Source organism: Kitasatospora sp. NPDC030952 (genome assembly GCF_055571335.1).
Genome location: NZ_JBVIFM010000034.1, coordinates 40,905 through 59,802 on the forward strand (window position 1 = coordinate 40,905; position 18,898 = coordinate 59,802).

At 71.8% G+C, this 18,898-nt stretch carries 18 protein-coding genes; 4 read left to right on the forward strand and 14 right to left on the reverse strand.

The annotated features are described in order from the left end of the window. Window positions 1-5: 5 nt before the first annotated feature. The 9 genes from ACZ47G_RS36560 to ACZ47G_RS36600 form a co-directional block, all read right to left on the reverse strand. The gene (locus ACZ47G_RS36560) at window positions 6-587 is read right to left on the reverse strand and encodes a cysteine dioxygenase family protein (RefSeq protein WP_465750305.1); all 582 of its coding nucleotides are present in this window, start codon (window positions 585-587) and stop codon (window positions 6-8) included. Between the two features lie 89 nt (window positions 588-676). After that, window positions 677-1,582 carry a LysR family transcriptional regulator gene (locus tag ACZ47G_RS36565; RefSeq protein WP_380453304.1) on the reverse strand — a complete coding sequence of 302 codons (906 nt, stop codon included), beginning with the start codon at window positions 1,580-1,582 and terminating at the stop codon, window positions 677-679. 196 nt (window positions 1,583-1,778) lie between these two features. Then, window positions 1,779-2,648 (reverse strand): amino acid ABC transporter permease, encoded by an 870-nt coding sequence (locus tag ACZ47G_RS36570; RefSeq protein ID WP_465750307.1) that lies wholly within the window; start codon window positions 2,646-2,648, stop codon window positions 1,779-1,781. Beyond that, the gene (locus ACZ47G_RS36575; protein WP_465750309.1) at window positions 2,645-3,289 is read right to left on the reverse strand and encodes an amino acid ABC transporter permease; all 645 of its coding nucleotides are present in this window, start codon (window positions 3,287-3,289) and stop codon (window positions 2,645-2,647) included. Before ACZ47G_RS36575 ends, ACZ47G_RS36570 begins: the two co-directional genes overlap by 4 nt. 12 nt (window positions 3,290-3,301) lie before the next feature. Beyond that, a complete protein-coding gene (locus ACZ47G_RS36580; RefSeq protein WP_465750311.1) occupies window positions 3,302-4,213 on the reverse strand; it encodes a glutamate ABC transporter substrate-binding protein in 912 nt (303 codons plus the stop codon). Window positions 4,214-4,232: 19 nt separating this feature from the next. Then, a complete protein-coding gene (locus ACZ47G_RS36585; RefSeq protein WP_465750313.1) occupies window positions 4,233-5,012 on the reverse strand; it encodes an amino acid ABC transporter ATP-binding protein in 780 nt (259 codons plus the stop codon). Further along, window positions 5,009-5,254 carry a lipopolysaccharide assembly protein LapA domain-containing protein gene (locus ACZ47G_RS36590; protein ID WP_465750315.1) on the reverse strand — a complete coding sequence of 82 codons (246 nt, stop codon included), beginning with the start codon at window positions 5,252-5,254 and terminating at the stop codon, window positions 5,009-5,011. The genes ACZ47G_RS36585 and ACZ47G_RS36590 overlap by 4 nt, the downstream gene beginning before the upstream one ends. 162 nt (window positions 5,255-5,416) lie before the next feature. Next, window positions 5,417-7,189 (reverse strand): ABC transporter ATP-binding protein, encoded by a 1,773-nt coding sequence (locus ACZ47G_RS36595; RefSeq protein WP_465750317.1) that lies wholly within the window; start codon window positions 7,187-7,189, stop codon window positions 5,417-5,419. Between the two features lie 79 nt (window positions 7,190-7,268). Next, the gene (locus ACZ47G_RS36600; RefSeq protein WP_465750319.1) at window positions 7,269-9,047 is read right to left on the reverse strand and encodes an ABC transporter transmembrane domain-containing protein; all 1,779 of its coding nucleotides are present in this window, start codon (window positions 9,045-9,047) and stop codon (window positions 7,269-7,271) included. Window positions 9,048-9,539: 492 nt separating this feature from the next. Here ACZ47G_RS36600 and ACZ47G_RS36605 point away from each other — a divergent pair, with 492 nt between their 5' ends. Then, a complete protein-coding gene (locus tag ACZ47G_RS36605) occupies window positions 9,540-10,403 on the forward strand; it encodes an aldo/keto reductase (RefSeq protein WP_465750321.1) in 864 nt (287 codons plus the stop codon). A 214-nt stretch (window positions 10,404-10,617) separates the two neighbouring features. On the opposite strand, the gene ACZ47G_RS36610 is transcribed toward ACZ47G_RS36605, so the two are convergent. After that, complete coding sequence (locus tag ACZ47G_RS36610) at window positions 10,618-11,484, reverse strand: MarR family winged helix-turn-helix transcriptional regulator (RefSeq protein ID WP_380453226.1); 867 nt, start codon at window positions 11,482-11,484, stop codon at window positions 10,618-10,620. Window positions 11,485-11,887: 403 nt separating this feature from the next. Here ACZ47G_RS36610 and fabG point away from each other — a divergent pair, with 403 nt between their 5' ends. After that, window positions 11,888-12,655, forward strand: coding sequence for a 3-oxoacyl-ACP reductase FabG (gene fabG / locus ACZ47G_RS36615; protein WP_380453228.1), 768 nt, complete (start codon window positions 11,888-11,890; stop codon window positions 12,653-12,655). A gap of 231 nt (window positions 12,656-12,886) precedes the next feature. After that, window positions 12,887-13,720, forward strand: a complete 834-nt coding sequence (locus ACZ47G_RS36620; protein WP_465750324.1) for a phosphatase PAP2 family protein — start codon at window positions 12,887-12,889, stop codon at window positions 13,718-13,720. A gap of 81 nt (window positions 13,721-13,801) precedes the next feature. Here ACZ47G_RS36620 and ACZ47G_RS36625 read toward each other — a convergent pair whose 3' ends face one another. Further along, a complete protein-coding gene (locus tag ACZ47G_RS36625; RefSeq protein WP_465750326.1) occupies window positions 13,802-14,020 on the reverse strand; it encodes an I78 family peptidase inhibitor in 219 nt (72 codons plus the stop codon). A 77-nt stretch (window positions 14,021-14,097) separates the two neighbouring features. Between ACZ47G_RS36625 and ACZ47G_RS36630 the strand changes: the two genes are divergently transcribed. Continuing rightward, window positions 14,098-14,373: a DUF6343 family protein gene (locus ACZ47G_RS36630; RefSeq protein WP_465750328.1), complete on the forward strand. Its 276-nt coding sequence runs from the start codon at window positions 14,098-14,100 to the stop codon at window positions 14,371-14,373. Between the two features lie 58 nt (window positions 14,374-14,431). Here ACZ47G_RS36630 and ACZ47G_RS36635 read toward each other — a convergent pair whose 3' ends face one another. The 3 genes from ACZ47G_RS36635 to hpnH all read right to left on the reverse strand — a co-directional run bounded on the left by ACZ47G_RS36635 (window position 14,432) and on the right by hpnH (window position 18,898). Next, entirely contained in the window at window positions 14,432-15,832 is a 1,401-nt protein-coding gene (locus ACZ47G_RS36635) for an aspartate aminotransferase family protein (RefSeq protein WP_465750331.1), read from the reverse strand. Beyond that, window positions 15,822-17,732, reverse strand: a complete 1,911-nt coding sequence (gene dxs, locus ACZ47G_RS36640) for a 1-deoxy-D-xylulose-5-phosphate synthase (protein ID WP_465750333.1) — start codon at window positions 17,730-17,732, stop codon at window positions 15,822-15,824. Before dxs ends, ACZ47G_RS36635 begins: the two co-directional genes overlap by 11 nt. A 137-nt stretch (window positions 17,733-17,869) precedes the next feature. Further along, window positions 17,870-18,898 carry an adenosyl-hopene transferase HpnH gene (gene hpnH / locus ACZ47G_RS36645; RefSeq protein WP_380453238.1) on the reverse strand — a complete coding sequence of 343 codons (1,029 nt, stop codon included), beginning with the start codon at window positions 18,896-18,898 and terminating at the stop codon, window positions 17,870-17,872.

Sequence of the window (18,898 nt, forward strand, 5' to 3'; positions counted from 1 at the left end):
GCCGCTCACCGCTCCTGGTCCGCGGGCAGCTGGTAGACCCGCCGGATGCTGGTGCCGAGCCGCGAGACGTCCGCGCCGTACACATGGATGGAGATGGCGGTGCTGCCGCACGCGTTGCGCACCAGGTGGATGTCGCCGGGCGGGGCGAAGGCGGCGACCGTCCCGGCCGGGCCGGCCACGTGCTCGGTCTCGACCAGTCGAGAGCTGCGCCCGTCGGAGACCAGCCGGTAGCGGGTCTCGCTCTCCTGGCCCTGGTGGACGCCGGCCACGCACCAGGAGACATGGTCGTGGATCGGGGTGTGCTGGCCGGGCAGCCAGACCAGGGCGACGACGGAGAAGCTGCCGTCGGCCTCGGCGTGCAGGACGTGCTGGCGGTAGCGCTGCGGGTCGCCCTCGCGCTGGGCGGGGGTGAGCAGCGCGTCGGGCCCGTCGGCGGTGGCGTGCAGGTGCGGGGCGAGGCGTTCGCCGACCAGGTACGCGGTGAGTTCGGGGGGCAGTCCGCGGTCCACGACAGCGCGGATCTCACTGACCAGCGCGGTCATCCGCTCGGTGAGCCGGTCGCTGCCGACCGTGGCTGGGGGTGTCATACCAGCAGGTTGGGACCTAGTGACCTATCACGTCCAAGGAGGGTTCTTAAGCATTACCCCCATACCTGCTTATGGGTGCGAGCCCCGGTTCAGCACCCGACCCGGCTCGCCGCCGCCTGCCGCAGGTGGTCGAGCACCAGCCCGGTGGCCGGGATCCGCCGGTGCTCGCGCAGGACGTACGCGCTCACCTGCCGCCGCAGGTGCGGCTCGACGGCCCGCCCGGTGACCTTGCGGTGGCACATGAAGGAGAGCACCAGCGCGGGCATCAGCGCGATCCCGACCCCGGCGGCGACCAGGCTCTGTACCGCGAGGTTGTCGTCGGTGGAGAACACGATGTCCGGCGCGAAGCCCTCCTCCGCGCAGACGTGCAGCAGGTTGGCCCGGCAGCGCGGGCAGCCGGCGATCCAGCGCTCGCCGTCGAGGTCGACCAGCCGGACGGCGTGCCGGCGGCCGAGCGGGTGCCCGACCGGCAGCAGCACGGTGAGCAGGTCCTCCATCAACGGGATCTCGTCCAGGCCGTCCGGCACCTCGGTCGCCTGGCCGGGATAGCGGAAGGCCAGCGCGATGTCGCACTCCCCGCGCAGCAGCCGCTGGACGGAGTCCGGCGGCTCGGCCTCCAGCAGCTCGACCCGGACGCCCGGGTGCTCGGCGAGCAGCCGGGCCATCGCCTCGGGTATCAGGGTGGCGTTGGCGCTGGGGAAGGCGCAGACCCGCACCCGCCCGGCCCGCAGCCGGGCGAGCGCGGCGAGCTGCTGCTGGGCGGCGGAGAGGCTGCCGAGGATCAGCTCGGCGTGCCGGGAGAGCGCCTCGCCCGCCTCGGTGAGCCGCAGTCCGCGCCCGGCGCGGGTGAACAGCGGGACGCCGACGGTGCGTTCGAGGGCCTTCATCTGCTGGGTGATGGCGGGCTGGGTGTAGCCGAGCTCCCGGGCCGCCGCCGAATAGGAACCGGCGCGGACGACTTCGTGGAACGTCCTGATGTGCCGCGAGTCGAACACCGGCTCCATGGCCCCTCCGCCCGGTCGTCTGCCGCCTGCCCTCGCAATCATAAGAGGAATTTGGAGGTCTCGGCTTCGACCTCATCCGCACCTATGGTTCAGTCCCGCACCAGCGTCCCCACCCACAGGCCCGCCCCGGACTGCCCGCCCCGCAGGTTCCGCCCCGGCCTCCCCCTCCCGCCGGGAGGCCCACCGCTCACGACTGCGCCGACGGCGGCAACCCCATCGCCACCCCCGCCTTGGCCACCGGCGCCCCGCCCCGCACGCTCGGGCTGCGCCGGCTGCGCCGCTCGACCCAGCGGGCGAGCCAGGACAGCAGCAGACACATCCCGATGTAGATCGGCGCGATCACCATCACCACCGGGATGAACGGCAGGTCGTAGTCCAGGTTGGTGGCGATCAGCTTGCCCGCGTGCAGGAACTCCTCGAAGGTGATCAGGAACCCGAGCGAGGTGTCCTTGAGCGCGACCACCAGCTGGCTGATGATGGCCGGCAGCATCGCCCGGTTGGCCTGCGGCACCAGCACGTACGCCATCACCTGGGTCTTGCGCATGCCCAGCGCGTACGCCGCCTCCCGCTGCCCCTTGGGAACCGCGAGCACGCCGGCCCGGAACACCTCGGCCAGCACCGAGCCGTTGTAGAGCACCAGCCCGGCCACCAGCGCCCACAGCGGCTGCACCTTGAGGGCGACGAAGATAAAGAAGATCATCACCAGCAGCGGCATGGCCCGGAAGAACTCCACCACCAGCGTGGCGACCCAGCGCACCGGCCGGTGGTCGGACAGCCGCCCCGCCGCGAACAGCGCGCCGAACGGCAGCGCGAACAGCACCGTCCAGCCGAAGGCCTGCAGGGTGTTGCCCAGCCCGCGCAGCAGCAGGTCCTGCACGCCCCGGTACTCGAAGGGCTCCCACTTGGCGTAGGTGAACTGGTGGGTGTGGAACAGCATGTAGACGACCCAGCCGATCAGCGCCGCGATCAGCAGCAGCGCGATCCCGCCGTACAGCCGGTGCCGGGCCAGCGCCTTCGGGCCGGGGATGTCGTACAGCGCCGAGGATTCGACCGTCATCGGGACACCGCCACTCGTCGTTCCAGCAGGTTGAAGACGGCGCTGATGGCCAGGGTGATGATCAGGTAGCCGACGGCGATCCAGAGGAAGGTCCAGATGATGCTGTAGCCCAGCTCGTTGATGGTCCGGTAGGTGCCCAGGAGTTCGGTGACGCTGAACGAACCGGCGATCGCCGTGTTCTTCGCCAGCGCGATCATCACACTGCCGAGCGGCGCCACCACCGAGCGGTACGCCTGCGGCAGCACCACCAGGCCCATCGTCTGCCCGAAGCTCATGCCCAGGCTGCGGGCCGCCTCGCCCTGGCCGGTCGGCACGGTGTTGATGCCCGAGCGCATCGACTCGCAGACGAAGGCCGAGGTGTAGCAGCCGAGCGCGAGCACGGCGAAGGTGTAGAAGGGCAGGGTGATGTTGAACCGGGGCAGCCCCAGCACCACGATGAAGAACAGCAGGGTCAGCGGCGTGTTGCGCAGCAGCGTCACCCACACCGTCCCGAACACCCGCAGCGGCCGGACGGGCGAGACCCGGAACCCCGCGATCAGCACGCCCAGCACCAGTGACAGCACGGCGCTCACCGCGAACAGCGAGAGCGTGCCGAGGAAGCCGTCCCAGTAGGTCGACCAGTTGTCGGTCAGCGTTTTCACGGCGCGGCCCTCTCAGTACCGGTTGATCGTCGGCGGGGTGGGCGCGGGCTCCCCGGACAGGCCGAGGGTCGCGTCGAAGGCCTTCTTCCAGTCCCCGTTCTGCTCGTGGTGCGCCAGCGCGTCGTTCAGCGCCCCGCGCAGCACGGTGTCGTTCTTGGGGGTGCCGATCCCGTACGGCTCGGTCGAGAACAGCGGACCCACCACCTTGAGTTCGTCCGGCACCTTGGCCGCGTAGCCCAGCAGGATCGCGTTGTCGGTGGTGACGGCGTCCACCTGGCCGGTGATCAGGTTGTCCACGCAGGCCGAGTAGGTGTCGTAGCCGATCAGGTGTGCCTTCGGGTACTGCGACTGGATCCGCTGGTACGGCGTCGAGCCGGCCGCCGAGCAGACCTTCTTGCCGTTCAGGTCCTGCGGGCCGTGGATGCTGTTGTCGTTCTTGCGCACCAGCAGCGACTGCCCGGCGACGAAGTACGGCCCGGCGAAGCCGACCAGCTTCTTGCGGTTGTCGTTGATGGTGTACGTGCCGACGTAGTAGTCCACCTGGCCGTTCTGCAGCGCCGTCTCGCGGTTGGCCGAGGCGATGGTCTTGAACTGGATCTTCTCCGGCGGGAAGCCGAGCGAGGCGCCGACCATCTTGGCGATCTCGATGTCGAAGCCGGAGTACACGCCGGTGGCCGGGTTCTTCTGGCCCAGGTACGGCTGGTCCTCCTTGGCGCCGACCACCAGGTGGCCCCGGTTGCGGGCGGCGTCCAGGGTCGGCGAGCCGGTGATCGCGGAGGCGTCCTGCACCTGGTAGCTGGGCAGCGCGCTGGGCTGGGGCCCCTTGGGCGGCGGGGTACCGGCCTTGCCGCAGCCGGTCGCCAGCACGGCGAGCAGCAGGGCGACGGCCAGGCGTCCGCGCGCCCGCGCGGCGAGCGTCGTCATGGGTTTCACTGCGCCGTCCTCAGTGCTTCAGGATCTTGGACAGGAAGTCCCGGGCGCGCTCGCTCTCGGGGGCGCTGAAGAACGCCTCCGGGGCGCGGTCCTCGACGATCCGGCCGTCGGCCATGAACACCACCCGGTTCGCCGAGGCCCGGGCGAAGCCCATCTCGTGGGTGACCACGACCATCGTCATGCCCTCGCTCGCGAGCTGGCGCATCACGTCCAGCACCTCGTTGATCATCTCGGGGTCGAGCGCCGAGGTCGGCTCGTCGAACAGCAGTGCCTTGGGGTCCATCGCCAGCGCGCGGGCGATCGCGACCCGCTGCTGCTGGCCGCCGGAGAGCTGGGCCGGGTACTTCTCGGCCTGCGCGGCCAGTCCGACCCGCTCCAGCAGCGCGCGGGACTTGGCGTCGGCCTCAGGCTTCGCGCGGCCCCGGACCTTGGTCTGGGCGAGCGAGACGTTCTGCAGCACGGTCTTGTGCGCGAACAGGTTGAAGGACTGGAACACCATGCCGACCTCGGCGCGCAGCCTGGCCAGCCCCTTGCCCTCCCCGGGCAGCGGCTGGCCGTCGATCAGGATGGTGCCGCGCTCGATCGGCTCCAGCCGGTTGATCGCCCGGCAGAGGGTGGACTTGCCGGAGCCGGACGGTCCGATCACCACGACGACCTCGCCGCGACCGACCGTCAGCTCGATGTCCTGCAGCACGTGCAGCTCACCGAAGTGCTTGTTGACCCCGCGCAGCTCGATCAGCGGCGTGAAGGCGGAGGACCCGCTCCGGGCCGGTTCAGGGGTGGTGGTCACCGGGCGCGCCGTCCCTTCAGCAGCCAGCCCAGTACGCCGCCGGCGACCAGCGTCGCCAGCAGCGCGATCCAGAGCGGCGCGGTCACGGTGAACACCCAGAACTGGATCTTGACCTTGTCGAGGTTGGCGAACAGGAACCACACCGCGAGGACGACGATGACGCCGATCCCGATGTACCGCGTGGGGATCCCGCCGATCTCGCCGCGCTGGGGCCGGGATGAGCCGTCTGAAATCTTGGTCACCGGAGCAGTCTGCTGGCCGGGGTGACGATTTGCCCGGCTACGCGCCCTTCCGGGCAAAGGAGTAACCCGCACGGGGCAATCCGACCCCGTACGGGTTTCGAACCCCCGTTACACTGCCGCACCCACCGGAGCGCCGGCCCGGCAGGATCCGCCGGAAAGGCCCTAGCGTTCGTCCCTCCAGGAGCGCCAGAGCGCCGCGTACGGGCCGCCGGCCGCGACCAGCTCCGGGTGGCTGCCGTACTCGCTGATCCGCCCGCCCTCGACCACGGCGATCACGTCCGCGTCGTGCGCGGTGTGCAGCCGGTGGGCGATGGCGATGACCGTCCGTCCCTCCAGCACCCGGGACAGCGAGCGCTCCAGGTGCCGGGCGGCCCTCGGGTCCAGCAGCGAGGTGGCCTCGTCGAGCACCAGGGTGTGCGGGTCGGCCAGCACCAGTCGGGCCAGGGCGAGTTGCTGGGCCTGCGGCGGGGTCAGCGAGGTGCCGCCGGAGCCGACCTCGGTGTCCAGCCCCTCCGGGAGGGCGTCCACCCAGGCCCCGGCGTCCACCGCGTCCAGCGCGGCCCGCAGTTCGGTGTCGTCCGCCTCGGGCGCGGCCAGGCGCAGGTTGTCCCGCAGGGTGCCGACGAACACGTGGTGCTCCTGGTTGACCAGGGCGACCTCGGACCGCACCCGCTCGGCCGGCATCCGGGACAGCGCCGCCCCGCCGAGGGTGACGCTGCCGCGCCCGGGCGCGTAGATCCCGGCCAGCAGCCGCCCGAGGGTGGACTTGCCCGCCCCGGACGGCCCGACCAGCGCCACCCGGCTGCCCGGGGCGACGTCCAGGCTGATCCCGTGCAGCACGTCCGCGCCCTCCCGGTAGCCGAAGCGGACGTCCCGGGCCTCGACCCGGCGACCGTCCGGACGGGCCGACTCGTCGCCCTCGTGCTCCGGCACCTCGTGCACGCCGACCAGCCGGGCCAGCGAGGCCTGTCCGATCTGCAGCTCGTCGTACCAGCGCAGGATCAGGTCCACCGGGCCGGTCAGCATCTGGGCGTACAGCACGCCGGTGGTCAACTGACCGACGGTGAGCCAGCCCTTGAGGGTGAACAGCCCGCCGACCACTAGGGTGGCCAGCACCGCCGAGGTGTAGACCGCGTCGATGGTCGGGAACCAGACCGAACGCAGCCACAGGGTGTAGCGCTCCCAGGCCAGCCACTCGCCCAGCTTGCGGTCCGTCAGCCGGACCCTCTGCTCCCCCAGCCGCAGCGCCTCGACCGTCCGCCCGGCGTCCACCGTCTCGGCCAGCACGTTGCTGACCGCCGCGTACCCGGCCGACTCGTTGCGGTAGGACTGCGGCGCGCGCCGGAAGTACCAGCGGGAGCTGACCAGCAGCAGCGGCAGCCCGACCAGCGAGGTCAGCGCGAGCAGCGGCGAGGTGACCAGCAGGGCGCCCAGCACCAGCAGCAACGACACCACCGCGACGGCGAGTTCGGGAACGGCCTCGCGCACCGACTTGTCCAGCCGGTCGATGTCGGTGGTCCCCCGGGAGACCAGGTCCCCGGTGCCGGCCCGCTCCAGCACCCCGGTCGGCAGCGCCACCGAGCGGACCAGGAAGTCCTCCCGCAGGTCGGCCAGCACCCGCTCGCCGAGCACCGCGCCGCGCATCCGGGACCAGCCGGTGAAGGCGGACTGCACCGCCAGCGCCAGCAGGTACCAGCCGACCGCCACCGCGATGGTGGCCCCGGCGGTGCCGGTGGCCAGCGATTCGACCAGGCTGCCGAGCACCCAGGGCCCGACCAGCCCGGCCAGGGTGGCCATCGAGTGCAGCGAGACCACTGCGGCGAACCCGCCCCGGTGGCGGCGCGCCAACACCCCCAGGTACCGCCGCACGGCGGCCGGGGAGCCGACCGGCAGGGTGGTGGCCGGCCCCTGCTCCTGATGGACGGGGGGCTTCATGACGTGCTCCTCACGTACGGGGTCGGACGGTTGACGGCGGGCTCGACGCCGGAGTCGACGGCAGGCTCGACGGCGGCGCTCATACCTGCGCGGCCTCCTCCACCTGCGCGGCCTCCTCGTCCCGGGTGACCACGGCCCGGTAGGCCGGCTCGGTGCGCATCAGGTCGCGGTGCCGACCGGCCGCCACCGCCCGGCCCCCGCGCAGCAGCACCACCCGGTCCGCCTGGTCCAGCAGCAGCGGGCTGGTCGCGAACACCACGGTGGTGCGCCCCGCCCGGGTGTCCCGCAAGCCGGTGGCGATCCGGGACTCGGTGTGGGCGTCCACCGCGCTGGTGGGCTCGTCCAGCACCAGCACCGGCGGGTCGGCCAGCAGCGCGCGGGCCAGGGCGAGCCGCTGGCGCTGCCCGCCGGAGAGCGAGCGCCCGCGTTCGGTGATCCGGGCGAGCATCGGGTCGCCCGCGCACTCCGGCGAGCCGTCCACCAGTGCCTCCAGCACATCCTCGGAGCGGGCCGCGGCAAGCGCCTCGGCCACCGGGACCCGCCCGGAGGACGGGATGTCCAGCAGTTCGGCCAGCGTGCCGGAGAGCAGCACCGGCTCCTTGTCGTGGACCAGCACCGCCGCTCTGGCCTCGGCCAGCGGCACGGTGTCCAGTTCGGTGCCGCCGAGCCGGACGGAGGGCAGTTCCGGCTCGCCCTCGGCCGACGGGACGTGGCCGCCGAGCCGCTCGGCGAGCGCCCCGGCGACGTCCGGGTCCCCGCAGACCACCGCGGTCAGTTCACCGGCCCGGGCGGTCAGTCCGGTGGCCGGGTCGTGCAGGTCGGACCGGCCCGGCCGGGTCAGCGTGCCCTCGGCCGAGCCGCTGGTCCGGGTGAGCGAGAGCACCCGCACGGCCCGTCCGGCGGAGACCCGGGCGACGCTCCAGGCGTGCGCGGCCTCGCCCAGGATCCGCAGCGGCGCGGCCAGGAAGGCCGTCGCGCCGTACACCGCGATCAGGGTGCCCACGCCGAGCTCCCCGGAGGCCGCCAGCCGGGCGCCGTACCACGTCACCCCGACCACGAACAGGCCCGGCAGCAGCACCTGTTGGGCCTGCATCAGGGACCACAGCCGGGCCGAGCGCACCGCCGCCGAGCGGACCTTCTGGGAGGCCGCCCGGTACCGCTCCAGGAACAGTTCCTCGCCGCCGATCCCGCGCAGCACCCGCAGTCCGGCGACGGTGTCGGCGGCCAGCTCGGTGGCCTTGCCGCCGAGTTCGCGCTGTTTCTCGTAGCGCCGCTCGAACGGACCGATCAGCGGCCAGACCGAGGCGGCCAGCACCGGGACGCCGAGCAGCACCCCGATCCCGAGCACCGGCTCGACCACCAGCACCACCGCGCTGACGGCCAGCCAGACGATCACCGCGGCCCGCACCCGGGCCACCAGTTCGACGTACCAGCCGATCCGTTCGACGTCCCCGCTGCCGACCGCGACCACCTCGCCGGTGGCGATCCGCCGGGACAGCCCGGCGCCGAGGTGCGAGGCCTGCCCGGCCACCAACTGCCGTACGTGGCAGGCCGCGTGGATCCAGTTCCAGACCGCCTGCCGGTGCAGCAGCACGGTGCCGACCGACGCGGTGGCGGACAGCAGCAGCGCGAGCGCGCCGGCCCGCCAGATCCCGCCGGCGTCGCCGTCGACGACGGCCTGCACGCCGTGCCCGAGCGGTATCGGCAGCGCGGCCTGGGCGCCCATCTCGACCAGCGCCCAGCAGGTGGCACGGATCTGACCGCGCCGCTGGGCGCGCTGCAGCCAGCGCAGGAAGGCCAGGGGTGAGGAGAGGTCGGGACTGCCGGGGTCGCCCAGCGGCAGGGGGGTGAGCGGCATGACACTCCGATGCGAAGGGTGCGGGAGGAGCGGGAGGAGCGGGAGGAGCGGGATGTGCAAGGTGTGCAGGACGTGCGGAAGGCGCGGAGTCACCGGAGCCGGCCACGCATCAACTCGCGCGGGCCGTACGGAGGGGCCGCCCCGCTCACGCACTGGAACGGGCACAGGACGTGCGGCGCACCGGCACGGCGACGTCGACGCGTCCGGTGGGGGCGCCGGACGGGCGGGGGACGGGCACGAAGGACCCGGGTCTCAGGAGGTCATGTCTGCGAGCCTGCCAAGCCCGGTGTGACCCGCGCAACAGGTTTTCCGCCGCCCCGCTCCCGCCACCCCGCGGTCACCCCCGCGCACGGCCCCGCGGTACGGCTCCGGCGCACGCCACGCCGTCGTAAAGCTTCGCCAAAGATTCGCCCGAACGGCGGGAACAATCGTGCCGGGGCACCAGTTGCCCCCTCTGGAACCAACGGACGACCAGGAAGGCACCCCTTCCCCGTGAGCAACATCCCCAGCGTCACCCTGAACGACGGCGCGAAGATCCCCCAGCTCGGCTTCGGCGTGTGGCAGGTCGAGGACGCCCAGGCCACCCCCGCCGTGCGCACGGCGATCGAAGCGGGCTACCGCTCGATCGACACCGCGGCGATCTACGAGAACGAGGCCGGCACCGGCGCGGCCATCACCGAGGCACTGGAGGGCGGCCTCGCCCGCGAGGACCTCTACGTCACCACCAAGCTGTGGAACTCCGGCACCCGCGACTGGTCCGGCGAGCAGGGCCGCGACGCGGTGCTGCGCGAGTTCGACGCCTCGTTGGAGAAGCTCGGCCTCGACTACCTCGACCTGTACCTGATCCACTGGCCGCGCCCGATGCACGGCACCTTCCTGAACGTCTGGAAGGCCCTGGAGCAGCTGAAGGAGGGCGGCCGGGTCAAGTCGATCGGCGTCTCCAACTTCGGCACCGAGCAGCTGACCCGCCTGCTGGACGAGGCCTCGGTCGTCCCGGTGCTGAACCAGGTCGAGCTGCACCCGTACTTCCCGCAGGAGGAGCTGCGCGCCTTCCACGCCGAGCACGGCATCGCCACCGAGGCCTGGAGCCCGCTGGGCCAGGGCGGGGAGCTGCTCGCCGAGCCGGCGCTGGCGAAGGTCGCCGAGAAGCACGGCCGCACGGTCGCCCAGGTGGTGCTCCGCTGGCACCTGCAGAGCGGCGTGATCGCCATCCCGAAGTCGGTCACCCCGTCGCGCATCCGGGAGAACCTCGACGTCACCGGCTTCGAGCTGGACGCCGAGGACATCGCGGCGATCGCCGGCGTCGCCACCGGCAAGCGGATCGGGCCGGACCCGCAGGGGTTCGACTGGAACTGACGGACGCCGTGGGGGCGCCGACCGATCAGGCCCGGCGCCCCCGACAACGACATTCCTGAGTGTCGGTCATATCGAAGTACCGCTCGTTCCCCGCAGGGACGAGCGGCACTTCGGTGTGTCCGGATTCACCGACGTCAACGATCGGCCGATGCCGACGGCCGTGAGCGCCAGGAACTTTGGTGAATCGTTTTGGCTGTTGTTACCAAAGCTTGGGCTAGAGCCTGCCCGCCTTGGCGATGAGCGCGAGTGCCATCTCGTGCTCCTCCTCCGCCAGCGGCGCGAGCAGCAGCCGCTGGACTTCGGCCACCCCGGCGGCCGAGCGGTGCAGCAGGTCCTGACCCGCCGGCGACAGCGAGAGCAGGTTGCGCCGCCCGTCCGAGGGGTCGCGCCGGCGCTGCACCAGACCGCGGCGCACCAGTCGGCTGACCATCTCGGCCATCGTGGCCTTGTCCAGCGAGGCCAGCTCGCCGACCGTGCGCTGGTCCGCGCCCGGCTCCAGCTCCAGCGCGTCCAGCACGGCGTACTGCGGAGCCGTCAGCTCCGCACCGACGTGCTCGGACCAGAGCTTGGTGTGCACCTGCTGGCCGACCCTGATCAGGTAGCCGATCGCCCGCTGGGCGTCCAGTATCGGCCGGGCGTCGGTGAACACGGCGACCGCCGCGGGTTCCAGCCTGGCTATCTTGGCCATCACCCGGACGATCTCGACCTGCTCGTCCGGCGTGAGCGGCTCGAACAGCACCCGCTGGACGCGGACCACACCACCGGTGGCCTCGCGAACCGCCTGGGCGCCGCTCTGCGAGAGGGCGAGCAGCTTGCGCCGGCCGTCGGCCGGGTCACGCCTTCGCAGCACGAGGCCGCGGCGGACCAGCCGCGCGACCATCTCCGCCATCGTGGCCTTGTCGAGCGAGGCACGCTCGCCGACGGTCCGCTGGTCCGCGCCCGGTTCGAGGGCGAGCACCAGCAGGACCGCGAACTGCGGAGCCGTGAGATCGGCTCCGACGTGCTCCGACCACAGCCGGGTGTGAACCTGCTGTGCAACGCGAATGAGGTGTCCGGGCGACTGCTGCAGTCGCGCGGACACGCGGGTTGTCGGGATCTCCCCCAGCACCATGTATCCGTCCCGATGTCACACCCGGTGTGTGTGGGACACCCGGGTGGGGCAGTAACGGCGAGTGGGCGTCCAGCTATGAGGGAGGGCGCTCCAGCCGTGCAGCCGGTGGCTGCTGGCGGACACTATACAAACGGCTGGCCCTTGCTGGCAGGCAGGGGCGGATAGTAGACGCAGGTTCGGCAACATTGGCATATTTACGCGCTGCCACACTCGTGCAGTAACCCGTTCTCAGCAGAAAGCCGACCGGTCGGTCCTTACCGACCGTCACCTGCGTCTCTCCACCCTGGTCGCCTCCCCTACTCGCCGGTAGGGTATGGGCACCCTCTCCGGGGGCACTCCCCCGGAGGCACCCCCGAGAGAGACGAGAGCGAGCATGACCGAGCAGAGCACCGCCCCCCGGGTCGCCGTCGTCACCGGCGCCGCCCGCGGCCTCGGCGCCGCCACCGCCGTCCGACTGGCCGCCGACGGCTACGCGGTGGCCGTCCTGGACCTGGACGAGGCCGCCGGCAAGGACACCGTCGACCGGATCACCGCCGCCGGCGGGCGGGCGCTGGCCGTCGGCGCCGACGTCTCGGACGCCGAGCAGGTCCAGGCCGCCGTCGACCGCGTGGTCGCCGAGTTGGGCGCCCCGGTCGTGCTGGTCAACAACGCGGGCGTACTCCGCGACAACCTGCTCTTCAAGATGTCCGAGTCCGACTGGGACACGGTCATGAACGTGCACCTGCGCGGAGCCTTCCTGATGACCCGCGCGGTGCAGAAGCACATGGTCGACGCCGGTTTCGGCCGCATCGTCAACCTGTCCTCCTCATCCGCCCAGGGCAACCGCGGCCAGGCCAACTACTCGGCCGCCAAGGCCGGTCTGCAGGGCTTCACCAAGACTTTGGCCATCGAGCTGGGCAAGTTCGGCATCACCGCCAACGCGGTCGCCCCCGGCTTCATCGCCACGGACATGACAGCGGCCACCGCGGCCCGGGTCGGCATGGACTTCGAGGACTTCAAGCGGGCTGCGGCCTCCCAGATCCCGGTCCAGCGGGTCGGCGAGCCCGAGGACGTCGCCAACACCATCGCCTTCCTGGCCGGCGAGGGAGCCGGCTTCGTGTCCGGCCAGGTGATCTACGTCGCGGGCGGCCCCCTCGACTGAGCACGGAACCTACACAGGGTTACCACGGAGTGGGAAGCCGGGCGAACCGGCCTCCCACTCCGTTTTCTTTACCGGGGCTTTTGAAGAATCATTCGAAGACCACACTGGCATTCGATCCTGGAATACTGGAAATCACTCCCCGGGCCACCCGGCGCCGACCCAATTGTCGATTTCCCGGGAAAATGACAATTCCCTTCGGAATAGCCTCGGCCGGATGGGTATGGTCACCCCGTGCAATCCAGAAGTACCGCCGCTCGCATTCCGCGCCAGGGGCCGGAACGCCGCAGCGCCGACCGTCGGGAACTGCCGGACCCCGACCGTGCTCCCGACCTCGCCCCCGGCCTGACCAAACGTGTGCCCGGCCCGGCCAAACATGCGCCCGGCGCGACCGACCCCGGCGGACCGGGCTGGCCCCCGATGAGCCGCCGCCGGGCCGCCCTGTTCGCCGCCACCCTCGCCGCCTACCTCCTGGTGCTGGCCGGCGTCCTGCTCAACACCGACCTGGTCGACCTCGACTGGTCGGTCCGGCTGCTGCGCCCCTACGACCGGTGGCCCAGCCTGGAGCCGCTGCTCAACACCTGGGTGGTCGCCGGGCAGCGCGGCCCCAGCGCCATCGCCGCCTTCGCCTGGCTCCTCTGGCGCGCCCACCGCCTCGGCCGGCTGCGCCCGCTGCTGGTGATGGGCGTCGCCCTGCTGCTGCTCAACGTCACGGTCGGCGCGGTCAAGATCATCACCGGCCGGCTCGGCCCGCACTACGCCCAGTACGTCGGCTCGCCCGAGCTGTTCTCCGGCGGGACCATCTTCCCCTCCGGCCACACCGCCAACGCCGTGGTCACCTGGGGTGTGCTCGCCTACCTCGCGGTCCGCTGGCGGCGCACCGGCACCGTGGTCGCCGCCGCCACCGCCTGCTCGATCGGCCTGACCACGGTCTACCTGGGCACCCACTGGGTCTCCGACGTACTGGCCGGCTGGGCGGCCGGACTGCTGGTCCTGCTCTCGCTGCCCCTGCTGGAACCGCTGATCGCCGTCGCCGAGCAGCGACTCCACCGACGATTCGCCCGCTGAGCCCGCTGAGCGCACCCAGGGCACCAGCACACCCAGAGCGCCCACACACCGCGAGCACCGAGGACACCACACAGCCGGGGCCTACCCCTCCCAGCTCCGCTCGACCACCCCGTTCCGCACCGTGAGGTTCAGCCGCCCCTCCCGGTACTCCATGGTCATCAGCTGCCCCGGCTCCAGCACCCGGACCGAGGCCCAGCCGTGCCGCCGGGCGAGCTCCCGGGCCCGCTCGATCCGCAGGCCCGCGTAGCCCTCGGCGTCCTCCCCCGCGGTGCCCGCGCCCCCGGCGTCCGACCCCGTCATCGTGCCTCCCCGGCTCTCCCCCTCGGACGTACGCTGGAATCGTAGCCCCCACTCGCGCGGCCCGGAGGTGAACGAGCATGCGCACCACGACCCCGCGGCGACGGTGGCGCAGCGGCACCGAGCCGGCCACCGCCCGCAGCGACCTCAAGCTCCGCTACCTGCTCTCGCTGACCTTCACCCCGCTGTTCGCACTGGGGACGGCGGGCTTCGCACTGTGGGCGGCCTCCTCCCCGGTGGACGGCGCGCCCAGCCGGGGCACCCTCACCGGCTTCGCGATCGCCCTCGGGTTGCTCACCCTGTTCGCCGTCGTCGATCTCGTGGTGGTCGTCCGGCGCCGCCGGACCGAGCTCTGACGCGGTGTCTCCCACGGAGTGGGAAGTCGGCCCGTCCGACTTCCCACTCCGCGCAGCGTCAGCGGTTGCCCACCGCCTGCTTCACCAGCGTCCGCCCGAAGTCCCACATCAGGCCGTTCCCCCGGTGCGCCTCGTCCATGATCTCGGTGAACGCGTCGACGAACCGGTCCACGTCCCGATCGGTGATGATCAGCGGCGGGATCAGCTTGATCACCTCCAGGTGATCCCCGGACACCTGGGTCAGGATCCGGTGCCGCTGCAGCAGCGGAACGACCACCATCTGCGCGAACAGCCCCTTGCGCGCCGCCTGCAGGGCCGTCCAACCGGTGCGCAGCTTCAGCGACTTGGGCCGGCCGAACTCGATGCCGATCATCAGCCCGCGGCCGCGCACCTCGGCGAGCAGCTCGTACCGGTCGATCAGCGCCGCCAGCCGCTCCCGGAACCGGTCGCCGACCTGCCGGGCGTTCTCGACCACCTTCTCCTCGCGCATCACCTCCAGGGTCGCCAGCCCGGCCGCCATCGCCTGGGCGTTGGACCCGAAGCTGGCCGAGTGCACCAGCACCCGGTCCATCGAGGAGTACACCTTCTCGAAGATCCAGCTCTTGCCGAGCGTCGCCCCGATCGGCACGTACCCGCCGGAGAGCGCCTTGGCCGCGCACACCAGGTCGGGCAGCACGCCCTCCTCGTGCTGGTAGGCGAAGAACTCGCCGGTGCGGCCGATCCCGGTCTGCACCTCGTCGCAGATCAGCAGCGCCTTGTGCTCGTGCAGCAGCGCCTGGGCGGCCCGCAGCCAGCCGGGCGGCGGCGCCTGGACGCCCTTGCCCTGGATCGGCTCGACGATCAGCGCCGCGACGTCCCCGCGCTTCAGCTCCTTGGCCAGCGCCCCGATGTCGCCCAGCGGGATGGCGGTGTCCGGCAGCAGCGGGTCGAAGCCCTTGCGGAAGCCGCCCTCCCCGTTGACCGACAGCGAGCCGGTGGTCAGCCCGTGGAAGGCGTGGTCGGCGTAGAGGACGCGCTTGCGGCCGGTGGCGTACCGGGCGAACTTCAGCGCGGTCTCCACCGCCTCGGTGCCGCTGTTGCCGAAGAACACCCGGTCCAGCCCGGGCGCGTACGACAGCAGCCGCTCGGCCAGCAGTCCGGGCAGCGGCGAGCAGTCGAAACGGACCAGGTCCGGCAGGTCGAGGTCCATCACCTGCTGGACCGCCGAGCGCACCGCCGGGTGGTGCCGACCGAGCGCGAAGATGCCGAAGCCGGCCAGCATGTCGAGGTACTCGTTGCCCTCGGCGTCGTAGAAGTACTGGCCCTCCGCGCGCTCGTAGTACTTGTCGAAGCCGATGGTGTGGAGCATCCGCGGCAGCTGCGGGTTGAGGTAGCGGCTGTGCAACTCGTAACGCTCACCGCCGCGTTCGGCGAGGAGGGCGGCGAGGTCGAAGGCTGGGCGGTCTGGGTCAGCCGGCATGGCGCGGGTTCGCTCCTCGGGTCGGTAGCAGGTTCTTGGCGAAGACGGCGGCCTGGGCCGCGACCCCGGTGCCGGTCAGGCCGGCCTCCTCCAGGATCTCGCCGCGGGCGGCATGGCCGAGGAACTCCTGCGGCAGGCCGAGCACCCGGACCGGGACGTCCACGTCGGCGTCGCGCAGCGCCTGGGCGACGGCCGAACCGACGCCCCCGGTACGGCCGTTGTCCTCGACGGTGACCACCAGCCGGTGGGCGGCGGCGAGGTCGGCCAGCGCCGGATCGACCGGCTTGACCCAGCGCGGGTCGACCACGGTCGCGGTGAAGCCCTCGGCGAGCAGCAGCCGGGCGGCGTCCAGGCAGGCGGAGGCGGTGGCGCCGACGGCGACCAGCAGGATCTCCGGGGCCGGTCCGGTGCGCAGCAGCACGTCCGTCCCGCCGATCCGCTCGACCGCCTTGATCACCGGCCCGACGTTGCCCTTGGGGAAGCGGATGACGGTCGGCGCGTCCTCGACCTCGGCGGCCTCGCGCAGCTGGGCCCGCAGCTGCTCGGCGTCGCGCGGCGCGGCGAGCCGCAGCCCGGGGACGACCTGCAGGATCGACAGGTCCCACATGCCGTTGTGCGAGGCCCCGTCCGAGCCGGTCACCCCGGAGCGGTCGAGCACGAAGGTGACGCCCAGCCGGTGCAGGGCGACGTCCATCAGCACCTGGTCGAAGGCCCGGTTCAGGAAGGTCGCGTACACCGCCACCACGGGGTGCAGCCCGCCGGTGGCCAGACCCGCCGCGCTGGTGACGGCGTGCTGCTCGGCGATCCCGACGTCGAAGGTCCGGTCCGGGTACGCCTTGGCGAAGGGCGCCAGTCCGACCGGCTGGAGCATCGCCGCGGTGATCGCCACCAGGTCGGGCCGCTCGGCGCCGAGCGCGAGCAGTTCCTCGCCGAACACCGAGGTCCAGGAGACTCCGGCGCTGGGCGAGATCGGCAGGCAGGTGTACGGGTCGATCGGGTTGACGGCGTGGAAGCGGTCCGCCTCGTCCTGCTCGGCGGGCCGGTAGCCGCGCCCCTTGACGGTCAGGCAGTGCACGATGACGGGGCCGCCGAAGTTCCGGGCCTGTCGCAGCGCCTGTTCGACCGCGCCCAGGTCGTGGCCGTCGATCGGCCCGAGGTACTTGAGCCCGAGGTCCTCGAACATGCCCTGCGGCGCGAAGGCGTCCTTGAAGCCCTTCTTGGCGCCGTGCAGCGCGTCGAAGATCGGCTGCCCGACCAGCGGGGTGCGCTGCAGCGCCTCCTTGCCGAGCGCGAGGAAGCGCTCGTAGCCCTGGGTGGTGCGCAGGGTGGCCAGGTGGTTGGCGAGGCCGCCGACGGTCCTGGCGTAGGAGCGCTCGTTGTCGTTGACGACGATGACCAGCGGCCGTTCGCGGGCCTCGGCGATGTTGTTGAGCGCCTCCCAGGCGAGCCCGCCGGTGAGCGCGCCGTCGCCGATCACCGCGACGGTGTGCCGGTCGTGCTGGCCGAGCAGCTGGGCGGCCTTGGCGAGCCCGTCGGCGTACGAGAGCGCGGTGGAGGCGTGCGAGTTCTCGACCAGGTCGTGCTCGGACTCGGCCCGCGAGGGGTAGCCGGACAGCCCGCCCTTCATCCGCAGCTTGGAGAAGTCCTGCCGGCCGGTGAGCAGTTTGTGGACGTAGCTCTGGTGGCCGGTGTCGAAGACGATCCGGTCGTACGGCGAGTCGAAGACCCGGTGCAGCGCGATGGTGAGCTCCACCACGCCGAGGTTGGGCCCGAGGTGGCCGCCGGTGCGGGTGACGGCGTCGATCAGGAAGTCGCGGATCTCGTCGGCGAGCTGCGGCAGTTCGGTGGCCGGGAGCTTGCGCAGCTCGGCCGGGGACGTGACGCGGGAGAGCAGTGACATGGGTACACCTCACGACTCGGATGTGGTGCGGTGGTGCCTCCGCCCGGCGGGGGCGGGGCCGGCCCGGGCACGACGGCCCGGGCCGGTCGGGAGCTCTGGGCGGGACGGCTTCGGGACGGGCGGTGCCCGGCCCTGGCTCAGCGCCCGCGGTTGGAGCTGACGGTCTCGGTGATGGCGCGCAGCGACTGCTGGAGCGAGCCCATGGTGGCGAGGACGGCGGTCGGCTCGTAGCCGCAGTGGGCCATGCAGTTCTCGCAGCGCGGGTCCTTGCCGCGCCCGTACTTGCTCCAGTCGGTCTTCTCGACCAGCTCCCGGTAGGTCGGCACGTAGCCGTCGGCCATCAGGTAGCAGGGCCGCTGCCAGCCGAACAGCGAGTAGTTGGGGATGCCCCAGGGGGTGCACTCGAAGTCGGCCTTGCCCTCCAGGAAGTCCAGGAAGAGCGGGCTGTGGTTGAGGCGCCAGCGCTTGCGGTTGCCGCCGGCGAAGGCTTTGCGGAAGAGCTCCCGGGTCTGTTCGACGCCGAGGAAGTGCTCCTGGTCGGGGGCCTTCTCGTAGGCGTAGGCCGGGGAGATCATCATCTCGTCGACCTTCAGCTCGTCGTTGAGGAAGTCCAGCACGTCGATGACGGTCTGCGCGGTGTCGGTGTTGAAGAAGGTGCTGTTGGTGGTGACCCGGAAGCCGCGCCGCTTGGCCTCCTTGATCGCCGCCACCGCCTCGTCGAAGGTGCCCTCCTTGGCCACCGACTCGTCGTGCCGTTCGCGCAGGCCGTCGATGTGCACCGCGAAGGTGAAGTACGGCGAGGGCTTGAACTTGTCCATCTTCTTGCGCATCAGCAGCGCGTTGGTGCAGAGGAAGACGTACTTGCGGCGTTCCACCAGCTGCCGGACGATCTCGTCGATCTGCGGGTGCATCAGCGGCTCGCCGCCGGCGATCGAGACCATCGGGGCACCCGACTCCAGGACCGCGCCGACCGCCTGGGCGACGGGCATCCGCTGCTTGAGGACGCCGGCCGGGTGCTGGATCTTGCCGCAGCCCTCGCAGGCGAGGTTGCAGGCGAACAGCGGTTCCAGTTCGACGATCAGCGGGAACTTGTCCCGTCGCTTGAGCAGCTTCTGCTGCATCAGGTAGGTGCCGACCCGCACGGTCTGGCGCAACGGCATGGCCAT

Coding starts and splice junctions, on each gene's coding strand:
- ACZ47G_RS36560 (WP_465750305.1), bottom strand. CDS start 587: ATGACACCCCCAGCCACGGTCGGCAGCGACCGGCTCACCGAGCGGATG.
- ACZ47G_RS36570 (WP_465750307.1), bottom strand. CDS start 2,648: ATGACGGTCGAATCCTCGGCGCTGTACGACATCCCCGGCCCGAAGGCG.
- ACZ47G_RS36580 (WP_465750311.1), bottom strand. CDS start 4,213: ATGACGACGCTCGCCGCGCGGGCGCGCGGACGCCTGGCCGTCGCCCTG.
- ACZ47G_RS36595 (WP_465750317.1), bottom strand. CDS start 7,189: ATGAAGCCCCCCGTCCATCAGGAGCAGGGGCCGGCCACCACCCTGCCG.
- ACZ47G_RS36600 (WP_465750319.1), bottom strand. CDS start 9,047: ATGCCGCTCACCCCCCTGCCGCTGGGCGACCCCGGCAGTCCCGACCTC.
- fabG (WP_380453228.1), top strand. CDS start 11,888: ATGACCGAGCAGAGCACCGCCCCCCGGGTCGCCGTCGTCACCGGCGCC.
- ACZ47G_RS36625 (WP_465750326.1), bottom strand. CDS start 14,020: ATGACGGGGTCGGACGCCGGGGGCGCGGGCACCGCGGGGGAGGACGCC.
- ACZ47G_RS36630 (WP_465750328.1), top strand. CDS start 14,098: ATGCGCACCACGACCCCGCGGCGACGGTGGCGCAGCGGCACCGAGCCG.
- ACZ47G_RS36635 (WP_465750331.1), bottom strand. CDS start 15,832: ATGCCGGCTGACCCAGACCGCCCAGCCTTCGACCTCGCCGCCCTCCTC.
- dxs (WP_465750333.1), bottom strand. CDS start 17,732: ATGTCACTGCTCTCCCGCGTCACGTCCCCGGCCGAGCTGCGCAAGCTC.
- hpnH (WP_380453238.1), bottom strand. CDS start 18,898: ATGGCCATGCCGTTGCGCCAGACCGTGCGGGTCGGCACCTACCTGATG.